General features: G+C 36.6%; 14 protein-coding genes. 11 read left to right on the top strand and 3 right to left on the bottom strand.

The window, feature by feature from the left end:
• Window positions 1-17: 17 nt before the first annotated feature.
• The 3 genes from BUE10_RS19125 to BUE10_RS19115 are packed head-to-tail and all read right to left on the bottom strand — an operon-like array spanning window position 18 to window position 890.
• Window positions 18-224, bottom strand: a complete 207-nt coding sequence (locus tag BUE10_RS19125; RefSeq protein ID WP_073487709.1) for a hypothetical protein — start codon at window positions 222-224, stop codon at window positions 18-20.
• Between the two features lie 20 nt (window positions 225-244).
• On the bottom strand, window positions 245-640 hold the full coding sequence (locus tag BUE10_RS19120; protein ID WP_073487708.1) for a YybH family protein: 396 nt from the start codon (window positions 638-640) through the stop codon (window positions 245-247).
• 28 nt (window positions 641-668) lie between these two features.
• Window positions 669-890: a tautomerase family protein gene (locus tag BUE10_RS19115; RefSeq protein ID WP_073488002.1), complete on the bottom strand. Its 222-nt coding sequence runs from the start codon at window positions 888-890 to the stop codon at window positions 669-671.
• Between the two features lie 307 nt (window positions 891-1,197).
• Here BUE10_RS19115 and BUE10_RS19110 point away from each other — a divergent pair, with 307 nt between their 5' ends.
• From BUE10_RS19110 to BUE10_RS19060, 11 genes are all read left to right on the top strand, one after another.
• Complete coding sequence (locus BUE10_RS19110; RefSeq protein ID WP_073487706.1) at window positions 1,198-2,028, top strand: helix-turn-helix domain-containing protein; 831 nt, start codon at window positions 1,198-1,200, stop codon at window positions 2,026-2,028.
• Window positions 2,029-2,110: 82 nt separating this feature from the next.
• Window positions 2,111-2,674 (top strand): ester cyclase, encoded by a 564-nt coding sequence (locus BUE10_RS19105; RefSeq protein WP_073487704.1) that lies wholly within the window; start codon window positions 2,111-2,113, stop codon window positions 2,672-2,674.
• A gap of 12 nt (window positions 2,675-2,686) precedes the next feature.
• Entirely contained in the window at window positions 2,687-3,577 is an 891-nt protein-coding gene (gene ygiD, locus BUE10_RS19100) for a 4,5-DOPA-extradiol-dioxygenase (protein WP_176427555.1), read from the top strand.
• A complete protein-coding gene (locus BUE10_RS19095; RefSeq protein ID WP_083598182.1) occupies window positions 3,574-4,314 on the top strand; it encodes an alpha/beta hydrolase in 741 nt (246 codons plus the stop codon). The genes ygiD and BUE10_RS19095 overlap by 4 nt, the downstream gene beginning before the upstream one ends.
• A gap of 277 nt (window positions 4,315-4,591) precedes the next feature.
• A complete protein-coding gene (locus BUE10_RS19090; protein ID WP_073487702.1) occupies window positions 4,592-5,005 on the top strand; it encodes a cupin domain-containing protein in 414 nt (137 codons plus the stop codon).
• A 74-nt stretch (window positions 5,006-5,079) separates the two neighbouring features.
• Complete coding sequence (locus BUE10_RS19085; RefSeq protein WP_073487700.1) at window positions 5,080-5,667, top strand: RNA polymerase sigma factor; 588 nt, start codon at window positions 5,080-5,082, stop codon at window positions 5,665-5,667.
• 215 nt (window positions 5,668-5,882) lie between these two features.
• A complete protein-coding gene (locus BUE10_RS19080) occupies window positions 5,883-6,926 on the top strand; it encodes a FecR family protein (protein ID WP_073487698.1) in 1,044 nt (347 codons plus the stop codon).
• Between the two features lie 248 nt (window positions 6,927-7,174).
• Window positions 7,175-10,417: a TonB-dependent receptor gene (locus tag BUE10_RS19075; protein WP_159439071.1), complete on the top strand. Its 3,243-nt coding sequence runs from the start codon at window positions 7,175-7,177 to the stop codon at window positions 10,415-10,417.
• Window positions 10,418-10,462: 45 nt separating this feature from the next.
• On the top strand, window positions 10,463-11,797 hold the full coding sequence (locus BUE10_RS19070) for a RagB/SusD family nutrient uptake outer membrane protein (RefSeq protein WP_159439070.1): 1,335 nt from the start codon (window positions 10,463-10,465) through the stop codon (window positions 11,795-11,797).
• A 63-nt stretch (window positions 11,798-11,860) separates the two neighbouring features.
• A complete protein-coding gene (locus BUE10_RS19065) occupies window positions 11,861-12,817 on the top strand; it encodes an ABC transporter ATP-binding protein (protein WP_073487693.1) in 957 nt (318 codons plus the stop codon).
• On the top strand, window positions 12,814-15,075 hold the full coding sequence (locus tag BUE10_RS19060; protein ID WP_073487692.1) for a Gldg family protein: 2,262 nt from the start codon (window positions 12,814-12,816) through the stop codon (window positions 15,073-15,075). Before BUE10_RS19065 ends, BUE10_RS19060 begins: the two co-directional genes overlap by 4 nt.
• Window positions 15,076-15,085: the final 10 nt, after the last annotated feature.

Genomic DNA, 15,085 nt, shown 5'->3' with positions numbered 1-15,085 from the left:
AGTTGCAATGTTAATCCTTATAAAACCCTCACCCGAAGTTCCATATATGGTGCCGGATTAATCCAAAGCTTATATTCCGCCAAAAGTTGGTGAGTCAATTCATCTGCCGTTCTCCCCAAGGCAATGCAGTCAAGCCAAACCAAAGAGGTAGCCTGCAAAGAGGTAACTTTTAAAAAAAAATCAGCCCCATCTGCCTTTTGTAATACAACACTGCCCTCATACATTCCCAGTTTATTTAAAACGGCTACTGCACACGAACATTATTAAAAATATAGCGGTAAATCTTCCAGTGTTCCCCTGCCATTTTAAGAACAAAAAAATCAGTACTGGTCTTCTTTTCAAGCTTTAAGTCCGAAACACGATTTTCTGTTGTAGTGGCAAGAGCTTCTACAAAAGCATATTGACCGTCTATTGTAATGTCTTTAACAGTATAACTAATTTTAAAATTGGATCGTCTAAGATAGCCTTTATCTGTTTTACCCAATTGATCACGTCCAATAATCATTTTCATCCCTTCAGGTATGAAAATACCATCATGGGCAAAAAACTCCGGGATCGAAACGCACTGGCCTGTATTTAGTACCTGGGCAAAATTGCCCAATACTGCACTTACCGCTTCTTTTTCCTTTTGACAATTCATAGCTTTATGACTTATTTAATTAAATCTCTTAATAACCTGGTTTTTTATAAAGCTTTTCCATATTAGGCTTTATTTCTTTATCATATACCTCTTGCATCCAAAGATCTTCTGCTACCTCACTGATAGCAATAGAAACGGCTGATTCAGGTTTGTCAGCACCTTTCATGATTACCTGGGTAATCTCTTGTGCTATTTTTTCTTTTTGTTCCTCAGAAGTTCCAGGATACAATTTTACAACTACGTGTGGCATGTTTTTCTTATTTAAATGTTTTACTTTAATTTTACAGCTGGTCATTATCTTTACGATAATCATTCTGTGGTACAAAATTGCAACAAAACTGCTGATGCCACTTATAAACGAGTTTAAGAAATACTCTTAACTTAGTTTAATACTACTTCTTAATCTATATTAAGCATTCGCAATCTTACAATTCTCTAATTTTGTAGAATATTTCTTAATTCCAATAACACACTTTACTCACAACGCTTTACAGTGCTACTTTTATACTACCTATTTCAAAAAAAATTACCTTTAACCTACTCTTAAAAAGCATACTATGACTGAAATTTTTAATATGTTTCGTATTACTGCTGCCGAATCCCAGAAGATCATGCATTCTGTAAATGAGCCCCATGCCCATAATTTTGAAGAATTAATCATAGGGGGAAAAGGCCAGCTTGAACATTTTATCGATTTTAAATCCCGTCTGATGGATGCCCCTTTTATTAGTTTTGTAACACAGGGAAAAATTCATCGTGTAAGACCCCTTGTAAAGGACAATCAGTGCGATATGTGGGTACTGAGATTCAAAAGTGAATTTATTGCAGAGACTACCTTCAGTCTTTATGCATCATTCCACGACAAGGCCAATATTTCAATGCAAAGCAATATATGTTTTAAAAAATTAGACACCATCTGTAAAATAATCTTTGATGAATACCAACAGGATGCTCCTGACTTTGCAGTAATCCGGCAATTACTAAGTGCCCTTTTTACCATCGTGGAATCAGAAAGGCGAAAGCTCAATTTGAATGATGATGAGTCTAAGAAGATACAAGGTACAACTTTTAAAAATTTTCTAAGACTTTTGGAAGAACATTATACAGAAGCAAAAGATGTCAATTTTTATGCTGACCGACTTTTTATGACCACGCGGAATCTAAATCTTATCTGCCAGAATATCCTCCAGCAAAGCGTTTCTGAAATTATCGAAATACGAAAGCTTACCCAGGCCAAAAACCTGCTGATCTCCACCGATAAGAATATAGCTGAAATAGGTTATGAACTTGGATTTAATGAAAAAACCTATTTCACCCATGCCTTTAAGCGTAAAGCGGGACTTACTCCTACTGAGTTTAGGGAAGAAATGCAGAAGCTTCTTTCCTAAAAACACAACCATTCTTCCCAAAAGCGTTACCGTTACTCTTTCCTATAATTGCAATTTTGTATTAATAAAAAAATGATACATTATGAAAAATTCAATTTCAAAACAATTAGTGGGTGCGGTACTTGTTTTTACAGCTCTAAGCACTACAGTTTTTGCACAAAAAAAAGAAGATAAGGCTGATTTGCTAAAACAAATTAAGGAACTTACAGCTGCCAATGCTCAAGTAGCCAAACACCTTGAAACTTTTGACACTTTAGATTATACGGTCTTTAGTAACCGTGATTGGAAACGTTTGCACGAAAGTCACGCAAAGAACATTAAAGTACATTTTCCTGACGGTCATACTGAGGTAGGTTTGGAACAGCATATCAAAACTCTTGATGCTATGTTTGTCTATGCACCTGACACCCGTATTAAAGAACACCCATATAAAATCGGTTCAGGCAATCTTACCGCTGTAATGGGTTATATGGAAGGTACTTTCACAGCCCCTATGCCCGCAGGAGATGGTACTTTTATACAGCCTACAGGCAAAAAATTCAAGCTTCCAATGGCAACCATTGGAGTTTGGGAAAATGGTGTAATGCAGGAAGAATATCTTTTCTGGGATAATAAATCCTATATGGATCAGATATTAGGCAAATAAATAAGGTGAAAAATGGATAGAAAAAATTTTCTTAAAACCATGGCCATTTTACCATTGGGAGCTGCAGCAATGCAGCTCAGCTCCCTTAAAACAGCAACCGATGCTTTTGGTGCAACAGAGCGAATGCCGGTTCTTTTTCTCGGGCATGGGAATCCCATGAATGCTCTTGCCGATAATAGTTTTACCCAAGGGTTTGAGCAAATCGCAAAAACATTACCAAAACCAAGGGCTATTCTTTGTATATCAGCACACTGGGAAACCAAAGGAACTTTTGTCACAGCAATGCAAAAGCCCCAAACCATCCATGATTTTGGTGGCTTCCCACAAAAGCTCTTTGATGTTCAATATCCAGCACCTGGAAGTCCTGAACTTGCCCTGGAAACGCAGCAGCTCATAACTTCTACTTCTGTTGGACTAAGTAATGAATGGGGGCTTGATCACGGCTGTTGGTCGGTGATAAAATTCCTGTATCCCAACGCTGATATTCCAGTGGTCGAAATGAGTATTGATTATACCCAGCCTGCTTCTTATCATTATGAACTTGCAAAAGAACTTGCCGCATTAAGACACAAAGGCGTTCTTATTGTAGGAAGTGGTAACTCTGTGCACAATCTGCAGCTCGCCGCATGGGATAAAATGATGACCCCGGGATATGCATTCGAATGGGCACATATTGCCAATGAAAAAATGAAAAAAATGATTATTGAAGGGGACCATCAATCTCTTATCGATTTTGATAAACAGGGTCGTGAATTCCAGCTTGCCGTACCTACTCCGGAACATTATATTCCACTGCTCTACACCTTAGCGCTTCGCGAAAAAGATGAAAAAGCAACTGTTTTTAATGATGCCATAGTCGCGGGATCACTCAATATGCTCTCTGTAAAAATAGACAAAGCATGATCCGCAATACATCCTTATGGATATCCATTGGTATCCTTATTTTAATTTCAATCTTTAGCTTTACAATTATGAATTCCAGCAAAGAAAAAACAACATTACATTATCTGGTAAGACAGCCCAAGATCAAAACAGCAGACCCTCCTTTACTTTTACTACTACATGGTGTGGGAGGAAATGAGCAAAACCTTTTTTCTTTTGCCAATGATCTCCCGGACAATTTTTTAATAGTATCAGCACGTGGCCCTCTTACCCTTGGCTCTGAGAGTTTTGCCTGGTTTCAGGTAAACTTTACAAGTGGACATCCACAAATCAATGAACAACAGGCCGAGGCGGCAAGAGTAAGTATTTTGGATTTTATTGAAAGTCTTAAAAACGAACATGATTTTGACGATAAACAGGTTTATTTGATGGGCTTTAGTCAGGGAGGTATAATGAGTTACAGCGTAGCACTTACCGAACCTGAAAAAATTAAAGGGATTGCCGTGATGAGTGGCAGACTACTTCCCGAGGTTAAGCCTCTTGTTGCAGATCAAAAACGTCTTGAAAAACTAAAAGTTTTCATTTCACACGGCAGACAAGATGCAGTACTTCATTTTCCATTTGCAACTGATGCTCTGGCATATCTTGAGTCAAAGGGTATAAAACCCGATTTTCATCCCTACGATGAAGGTCATACAATAAACAAGCAGATGTTTGATGATGTAAACCTGTGGCTGAAAACAAATTTAGACCACTGAAAATTTCCTACTTTCCAGTACATACTAAAAGATACCCGCTTTGCTACAGAGTGGGTATTTTTTTAGAACATAGCCTATATTTTTGACTCAGTAAATCTCACAAAATCTTAAGTGGTGTTCAATAAACAACCTTAACATAGATTAAGAGTAAATCTTAAATTAGTTCAATACTTCAAAGGGAGAGATTTTCTCATCTTTGAAAACATTAAAGACCTTTAAAACCGTCAAAGTAAAAAAAGACCTTTGATAACCTATTCATAATTAAAAACTTACAAACATGACACACAAGTTATTTCCAGCGCTTTTTTTAATGCTGAGTTTTGGTGCCAAAGCCCAATATAGCGACAAACTAATCATCGAAAAACTATTACAGTCAGACCTGAACAGCATGGGCCAGAAAATTCAATATCCTAATGTCAAAGATGCCAAGGTAAGTGTGATGAAAATTACCTTTCCTCCTGGGGAGACTACAGGTTGGCACAAACACGAGATTCCCGTATTCTCCTATATACTGGAAGGTACACTGACAGTTGAAACAGAGGACCACAAAGTGACACAATACAAGGAAAATACCTGCTTTGCTGAGTCCTATAACATCTATCATAAAGGTACTAATAAAGAAAAATCGAATCTGGTAGTCCTGGCCATATACCTGGCAGGTGACCAAAAAGAATTATCAATAAAAAAATAGAACCAAAAATAACTATAACAATCAGAAATCAAGAAATGATATCCTAATTATCGTTTCACAAAATTAAATACCCAATGTCTGTAAATTCCAGTTCCAACCAAAAGCAACTTCTAGATGAGTTATCTAAAGGAAGCGAGCGGGCCTTTACAGACTTATACAATCGCTATAAAAATGTAGTGTACTCCTGCGCTTTAAAAATAACCAAATCAAGAACCTTATCCGAAGAAGTAGTGCAAGACGTGTTTCTAAAAATTTGGTTGAAAAAAGAAACTTTGACTGATATTGCTCATTTTGAAAGCTACATTTTTGTTGTGGCCCGCAATCATATTTTTAGCATGCTAAAACAAATTGCCAAAGAGAATACTTTAAAAAGTAAATTTAATTATAATGATATTTCATTTGACCTCACAGATGCCCCTTTAGAGGAAGAAGAATTTACGTCGCTTTTAAATGAAATAATTAAACAACTTCCTCCCCAACAGCAAAAAGTATATCGAATGGCCAAAGAGGAAGACTTAAATTATCAGCAAATAGGAGAACTTCTTAACATCTCGGCAATGACCGCTAAAAAACATCTAGCACAAGCCTTAAAATTTATTCGAATTAAACTCACCAATCACATCAATCTTATCCTTTTAGGATGTTTTTTTACTCAAAATTAACTCTTCAAGTAACTGATTACCAGCTTATTGTTTTTAATTTTAAAATTATTTTACTTTTTTTTAACTTTAGACTACTCCGTTTGCACTTTTTTAGAGTCTACCTAATAAAGCGCCCTTAATTGGAACATTAATATTTAGAACCATATAGTAAATATTGTTCATTTTTTTTCAATTAGATCGCTCAAACTAAGTTTTAAAAAAGTAATTATAAGGAGATGAAAAAAGAAATATTCAAAAAATTAGTTGAAGGTTATCTTCAAAATACCCTTTCCCAAGCAGAACTAAATCAATTCATGGATGTGATAAAAACCGATGAGCATGATGATTTTATAAAAGAGAAAATTTATGCTTTATTACAAGAAAATGAAGCCACCGATACCATTGACCAACAAAAGGGAGATCACATCCTAAAGCAAATTTTATCTCAACCTGTAGCTGCACCTCCAGAAATTTCTATACAGCAAAAAAAGAAAAAAAGAAAATCGTCTTTACATTTTATATATGCTGCAGCCAGTATTACAGTGCTGATAGCCCTTGGTAGTATCTTTTTTTATAAAGAACAGTCTTCGCTTCCAAGTATAACGATCAGGGAAAATACAATTGCTAAAAAAGACTTACTTGCATTTAACGGAAAACAAGTTATACATCTGCCCGATGGAAGTACTATTATTCTAAATGACAACAGTAGTATTCAGTACGATCAAAAAACTTTTAATAATACAATCAGAGAAGTTACCCTCTCGGGAGAAGCTTATTTTGATATTAAACGAAATGAGAAAAAGCCATTTATTGTACATACTGGAAAAATAAGTACCAAAGTTTTGGGTACTGCTTTTAATATAAATGCCTATGGCAAATCCGATAAGATCAAAGTTACGGTAGAGCGCGGTAAAGTACAAGTTGGAGATACCCAGAAAATATACGGTGTGATCACCCCTAACGAGCAAATTACGGTAAATAAGAACACGCTGGACTTTGAACAAAAGAAGGTTAAGGTTGAAATTGCAACAGCATGGAAAAGCAACTACCTGATTCTTGACAATATCAACATGGAAGAAGCCACTTCTCTTATATCCAAAAAATACAAAGTCTCTATTACGCTTTCAAATCAAGATATTAAAAATTGTAGAATAACAGCCAGTTTCCTAAACGATGAAGATCTTGAGCATATTCTTAAGGTAGTATGCAGTGTTATCGAGGCAAATTACCACTATAACTCAAATGGCTCTATTGTCATGGAAGGAAAAGGCTGTCAGTAAAAAAACGAATACCAAAAAAATTGCCACCTGGCTCCGACACCAGATGGCAGTGAATCTTAATAATTAATCCTAGTAACCATTAAAAAACATGCAAATTTATGAAATTACGCTGTAAAACAACCACGTTTGAAAGGGAAAAGAAAACTTCTTTATTCAGTCTTTCAAAGAAAACTCTAAAGATCATGCGAATCAGTTTATTCCACCTTTTCTTACTGACCTGTGGCACCCATATGGTTTTCGCCAATGAAATGAGTGGCCAGAGTCTCGAAACTATATCCGTTGATGTGGAACTTCACAATCAGGATATAAAAACGCTCTTTAAAAGCATTGAGAAAAAAACCGGATTACTCTTTGCTTACCAGCCACAACTTATAAAAGATTTTCCTAAAATAAATACCCCTAAAGGCTTCAGGAGTGTAAGTGAAATCTTGACCTCTGTGTTACAGGGAAGTAATCTGGCATACAGACAGGTGGATAAGAATGTTGTGATCTACAAAAAACAAGAAACCAACTCATCCTCTGCATTATCAAAAGCAGAAAATTTGTCCGAGAATGAACGAACACTCACCGGACAAATTTTAGATGAAAATGGAAATCCATTACCTGGTGTGTCTATTTTGCTTGTTGGAAGTAATAAACAGGGGGTTTCTGATTTCGATGGACACTTTTATCTGGACCTGCCTTCTGGAAAACATGTGCTAAAAGTCTCGTATCTGGGATACAAAACCCAGGAAGTAATAATTGAAAATCAAACAAGCATAACAATCAAATTGCAGTCTGATTTAGCCAAATTAGATGAAGTTGTGATCATCGGTTACGGTACAACAACCAAAAGAACCTCTACAGGATCTGTAACTAAAATTACTTCAAGCGATATTGAAAAGCAGCCTATAACCAACATCCTGCAAAGTCTTCAGGGAAGAACTCCCGGAGTATTTGTTTCCCAGACCTCAGGTTATGCCGGAAGCAATATAAATATTAGTATTCGTGGAAGAAATTCTATTGCCGGAGATAATTTACCTCTTTATGTTGTAGACGGTGTCCCATATATAGGGGATGATATAAAGGAGCAGGTTCAATCGGATCAAATCATAAGAGGAGCTCAAAAATCTACAAGTCCTCTTAATATTTTAAATCCCAATGATATCGAGAGTATTGAAATCTTAAAAGATGCCGATGCTACTGCAATCTATGGGTCAAGAGGTGCTAATGGTGTAGTGCTTATTACCACCAAAAAGGGAGAATCAGGAAAAACAGTTTTTACCATCAATACCAATTCAGGAATATCAGAAGTAGCCCATCAGATAAAAACATTGGATACACCAACCTACCTCAATATGTTAAGTACAGCCTTAACTAATAGTAAAGCCAGCCCTAGTAATTTCAGCAATGGAATCGCTCTTACTCAGTGGGATCAAACAGCTCAAACCAACTGGCAGGAAAAACTAATTGGTGGGGCTGCTAACTTTAATGATTTCTCTGCAAGTTTAAAGGGCGGAAGTGAAACTACTAATTTTCTTTTAAGCGCTGCTTATCACAAAGAAACAACCGTTTTACCCGGAGATTTTGGTTATAATAAATTCTCTACCAACTTTAATATCAACCACAGTACCTTAAATAAAAAACTAAAACTAGGAGCCTCAGTGATATTTTCAACCGATCAAAACAAGCTGCCGTTCTTTGATATGACCAATTATGCCGTAAGCACTGCTCCTAATCGTCCCATTTACAATGAAGACGGAACATTATATTGGTCCCCTACCTATTTTACAGACATCAACCCTATAGGTGCTTTGACCAGAAGTGTAGAAGACAAAGGCAATAATTTAATTACCAGTTTTAGTATTCAATATCAAATAGCCAAAGGCTTCTCTTTTAAAACCGATCTTGGATACGGAAGAGCGCAAATGATATCCAAACAAATTTTACCAGCCTCAGGAATGAATCATGCCTATTATGAAAACTTTGGTATTGATCTTGACTTCTCCAGAAGCTATACGGTTTCCACCAACAATACCAATAACTTCACCATCGATCCTCAATTAAACTATACCACTGCCTTATGGAAAGGTAATCTTACCGCTTTAGTTGGTGGTTCTTGGCAAAATAGAAAATCCGAAATGCCTTCTTATGTAAGCTCCTCGGGATATAGCTCAGACAACCTGATTGGTATTATGGGTACAGCAACTAATGTTACTGCTTATAATGGTTCTTCTGAATATAAATATGCCTCTATTTTTAGCAGGGTAAATTATAATATTTTAAACAAGTACATTCTTAATGTCAATTTCAGAAGAGATGGTTCATCACGTTTTGGAGCCAACAACCGCTATGGAAATTTTGGTTCAGTAGGTGCTGCTTGGGTCTTTACAGAAGAAGATTTTTTAAAAGGAAATTCTTGGCTTAGTTTTGGTAAGCTTCGCTCAAGTTACGGAGAAGTCGGAAGTGATGCCATAGGAGATTACGGTTACGCTAATACCTATTCAACAAGTACCTACGGGGTTGGAAATGCATCTATGGGGGCAACTAGAATTGCTAACCCAAACTATCAATGGGAAGTAACAAAGAAATTTGAAGCCGCATTAGATTTTGGTTTTTTAAACGATCGTATTTCCTTTAGTGCTGCCTACTATAGAAATTTATCCGGAAATCAGTTGGTCAATGCAACCCTTAGCCCACAGGCAGGATTTACTTCTTATCAGGCAAATTTAGCAGCGGAAGTTGAAAACAAAGGATGGGAATTTACCCTAAATACAACCAATGTTCACACTAAAAACCTAAACTGGAGTACTTCTTTTAATATTTCAACCAATTCCAATAAACTACTGTCATTTAATAACATTGAAAACTCAAGTTATTACACTACCTATGTTGTCGGAAATCCACTAAGCAGTATCTATTTATACAATTACACCGGGGTTAATGCCAATGGCGTTTCACAATTTACAGATGCTAATGGTGATGGAAGAATCTCTTCGGGTTTTGCTCAGACAGGAAAAGGCGATCGCCAATATTTTGGAGCCTCCTATCCTAAATACTATGGCGGATTACAAAACTCAATCAGTTATAAAGCATTCTCTTTGGACTTTTTATTCCAATTTGTAAAACAAAACGGCAGAAACCTAATGTCATTTACTGCTTTACAGCCAGGATATCCATATGGTATTGCCAATTATCAGGTGGATGAGTATAATGAGTACTTGGCCCAGGGGCATACCCTGCAGTCAAACTACCTTCCAAGTTTTGCAAACTATGCCGGATCAAATGCGACTATTGTAGATGCTTCTTATATCAAATTAAAAAATGTAAGCGCCTCGTATACCATTCCTCTGGATCAAACTACTCAAAATTTCATCCAAAACATCCGACTTTCCCTGCAAGGACAAAACTTAGTGACTTTTACAAAATATAAAGGTTTTGACCCGGAAACTCAAGGTATCGTTTTACCTCCAATGCGCACAATAACCCTTGGAACTCAGTTTACATTTTAAATCTAAAAAAACATGAAAAATAATTATATAACGTATAAATATATCTTGTCGTTTTTACTTTTGGTCGGACTTACAAGCTGTGATTCTATGCTTGATGTTGACCTTCCTAGTAACGAATTATCTTCCTCAACTGTATACGCTTCTGATCCTACGGCTGAAGCTGCTGTAAATGGAATTTATCAAAGTATGGTAACCGACACCTATTATGCCTCTTTACATACTGTTCTGGGGCAAACCTCAGATGAACTACTCCCTAGTTCACTTCTATCCGAAGTCTACACCACAAACCAAATCCCAACAGAAGACGGGAACATAAATACCATGTGGGGCAGTTTTTACAAAACCATCTACAATGCCAATAGTGTTATTGAAGGAGTAAGCCAGAGTAAAACACTCAGCGCTGTTAAAAGCAAGCAGTGGATTGCAGAGGGTAAATTCCTAAGAGCCTACTGCCATTTTTATCTAACTAATTTATGGGGAGATGTTCCTTTAATTTTAACTACAAATGTAGATCAAACTGCACTGGCTCCACGCACGATTCAAACTGAGGTTTACAATCAGATTGTAACGGATTTGACAGAGGCCTCTGCTGACCTTCCTACAGATTATGACAATTATAAATCCCAAAGAATCAGAGCTACCAAATGGGCTGCAGAAACTTTACTGGCCAGAGTAAATCTTTATCTGGGTAAATGGAGTGATGCCGCAACTAATGCCTCAGCGGTTATTAACCAGAGCGGAACCTATAAAATGATTACCGGATTAACAGATACTAATAGTCCCTTTGTTGCCGATAATGATGAGGCTATATGGCAAATACCTTATTTCAATGTGGAATATTCTTATGAAGGAAGTGCTCTCTTTACAGATGCAGGAACCTATTTACTAAGAAACGGAAATACCATGTTTGAAGAAGGTGATGCCAGAAAAGACAACTGGACCATGAGTGTGGAGGCCGAAGATGGAAATACTTATTTAGCCCCTAGAAAATACAAAAATGCTTATGATTCAGCCCCGGTAGAACGATCAACAGTCCTGCGTTTAGCAGAGCTTTACCTGATAAGAGCAGAAGCCAGAGTAAAATTAAATGATATTATCGGAGCCCAACAAGATATCAATGCAATCCGCAACAGGGCTTTATTACCTTCAACTACCCAGGCAAACCCAGATCAATTGTTAGCCTTAATTGCCACTGAGAGACAACGTGAGCTTTTTGCTGAGTTTGGCCATAGATGGCTGGATCTTAAAAGAACCGGAACAATAGATCAAGTACTTGGAACAGTACCAGGCAAAGTATGGAGTGCCACAGACAGTCTGTACCCTATACCAGATGCTGCTATTCGTTCTAATCCCTTTTTGCGCCAAAATACAGGATACTAAATAAAAAATAACCCAAGAATGTTTTTTCACCGAAAAAACATTCTTGAGGTTTTAAAATTCACTATGGAAACAACAATTGTAAGAGTTGAGGATTTGTCACATCAATACAGCAAGGATTGGGCAATACAAAATATAAGTTTTGAAATCAAAGAAAATAGAATATTAGGATTATTGGGATCAAATGGAGCAGGAAAATCAACAACGATGAATATTCTGTGTGGGGTTTTAAACCAGACCAAAGGCAATATTTTTATCGATGGAATTAATTTAAAGGAAAATCCGGTAGAGGCTAAAAAACTTATTGGTTTTTTACCGCAAACACCGCCTTTACATCTGGATTTAACTGTAAATGAGTATTTAATTCACTGTGCCCAATTACGTCTTGTAAAAAACGAAAATCTAAAGTATGCCGCTGAAAAAGCAAAAGAGCAATGTGGAATCGCGCATTTTAGTAACCGTTTGATTCGAAACCTCTCAGGAGGTTACAGACAACGTGTAGGTATTGCCCAGGCAATTATTCACGAACCAAAACTAGTTGTACTCGATGAGCCAACCAACGGATTGGATCCCAATCAGATATTAGAAGTTCGAAACTTAATTAAAAAAATCTCTAAAGATAAAGCCGTAATATTCTCCTCGCATATTCTCTCTGAGGTTCAGGCTACGTGCCAGGATATCAGAATGATTGAAAATGGACATATGGTTTTTGCCGATACCCTTGAGGCTTTCAATAATTATATTGAGGCAAATACACTAACGGTAAGATTTGAAGCCCCTCCCCAAATTAGAACAATAAGAGATATACCTGAAGTTACAAATGCTGTTTTTCTTACTTCAAATAAAGTACAGATCACCTTTACCGGTACACAGGAAATTGCTGAAAAAATAGTAGCCCTTAGTGTTTATAATAACTGGAAGCTGCGTGAAATTCAATTCGAAAAAGTATCTCTGGATGAAATTTTTGCACAATTATCTAAAAAAGCACCTTCTAAAAATTCTATTCTAAAAAAAAATAAATGAAAACAATATATAGATTAGCTAAAACAGAACTGAACACCATGTTTTACTCCCCAGTTGCATGGGTTGTTTTAGTTATTTTTTCCATCCAGTCGAGTTGGAAATTCTTCGATTCGATCGAACGTTTCGAAAAAGCCCAAAAATTGGGGATGACCTTAGAGAATTTATCACAGACTGTTTTTTCAGGTTTTAGTGGGCTCTACACTGAGATGCAAAATTATTTATACCTCTATGTTCCACTTTTAACAATGGGACTCATAAGCCGAGAAATAAACAGTGGTTCAATCAAACTCTTACTCTCCTCTCCTATAAAAATTAAGGATATTGTACTGGGTAAGTTTCTGGCCATTGCCAGTTATTGTCTTTTGTTTATGGGTATTCTGGGCATTCTGGCGCTTTATGCCTACTTCTCTATTGACAACTTAGACATAAAATTTGTCCTCTCGGGCCTTATTGGATTGTATTTATTAATTTGTACCTATGCCGCAATAGGTCTTTTCATGTCTTGTCTTACCTCCTATCAAGTCGTAGCTGCAATCAGCACTTTGGTTGTTTTGGCTGGTTTAAATTTCATTGGAACCTTATGGCAGGGTGTCGATTATGTAAAGGATATTACTTATTTCCTTTCTATTGCCGGTCGTGCTAACGAAATGATCGAAGGACTTATCATAAGCAAAGATGTATTTTATTTTATTTTAGTAAGCAGTCTTTTCATTGGACTCAGCATTTATAAACTGCAAACCGGAAGAGATGCACAGACCACTTCTAAACGTGTTTTAAAATATACGGCCCTGGTAAGTGTTGTCTTAGCACTAGGCTATATAACCTCAAGGGCTCCACTGTCTTTTTATTGTGACATGACCCATACAAAAAGTAGAACACTCACACAAAACAGCCTTGAAGTCGTAAAAAAAATGGAAGGGCCAATCACCATAACTACCTATGTTAATCTCTTGGATGTAAACTATTTTTTAGGGCTTCCGGTCTCACAGAATCAGGATATTTCAAGCTTTGAGAAGTACTCTCGTTTTCTGCCTCAAATTAAAATGGATTATGTGTATTATTATGATACTTCCAATAATACAGAACTATACAATCAAAATCCGGGATTAAATGACAAACAGCTTGCTCAGAAAATGGTGGAAACACAAGACCTAAAGCTAAAAAAGTTATATACACCGGCAGAAATCAGCAAAATAATCAATTTAAAACCGGAACAAAACAGAGTAGTGAGAACCGTTGAGTATAATGGTAAGAAGACATTCCTGAGGATTTTTGACGATATGTTTAAAATACCAATGGAAAAAGAAATTTCTGCCTCATTAAAACGCCTTGTTATTTCTCCTGTACAAATTGTGTTTGCCACAGGAAATATGGAACGCAGCATAGATAAAAAAGGGGATAAAAACTATAAGACAGGCTTTAATGAAATATCGTTCCGATATTCTTTAATCAATCAGGGATTTGATGTTTCTTCAATGGATATCAATGCCCAGAATATTCCTGGAGAGACCTCTATTTTAATTATCGCTGACCCAAAAACTGAGTTCAGCCAAGGAGCAATTAATCGCATCAACAACTATATTGATCAGGGAAAAAACATAATGATTCTGGCAGAACCTGAGACCAACAGTGCTTTGGCAAAGATCACGCAAAAATTAGGCGTCAGCTTTACCAAACAATCCATAGTACAGCAAAGTGCAGACAATGCTCCTGATTATTTGGTAACTCAAATGGCAAAAGCCATCGATACAAGTATCATAAAATTAAATAAAAATGATAATCCGATTCCGCTTCTAGGTGTCAGTGGAATTAAAATCGATTCCAAAACCAATTTTAAAGTAACAACATTACTACAAACCAATAATTTACCTGCCTGGGAAGCGCCATTGGGTATTAATACCATACCTGAGGAGCTCAAAAAAGAGCCCTCTTTATCCGGAGTCCCACTTATAGCTGCACTCACAAGAAATATAAATGGAAAAACGCAGAAAATAATCCTTTCAGGGGACGCTGATTTAATGGGTAATGCTGAACTCAGCCGTGGCGGTTCTGGTACCTTTCAGTTTGTTACCGACATTTTTAGATGGTTCAGCAACTACGAGTTTCCAATTGATACAACACGTCCCAAAAGTGTAGACAACATTATAACAGTAAGCGCAAATCAGGTTTTTATCAGTAAAATTATATTCATTGGAGTTTTTCCTTTACTGATCATCCTAAGTGGAGCTTTTATACTCATTAGAAGAAACAGAAGATAACAAATACACC

The organism is Flavobacterium sp. CF108, assembly GCF_900129795.1.
Lineage (GTDB): Bacteria > Bacteroidota > Bacteroidia > Flavobacteriales > Flavobacteriaceae > Flavobacterium.
Note: the sequence above shows the minus strand (reverse complement) of the source record. Positions and strands in the feature narration are given on the sequence as shown.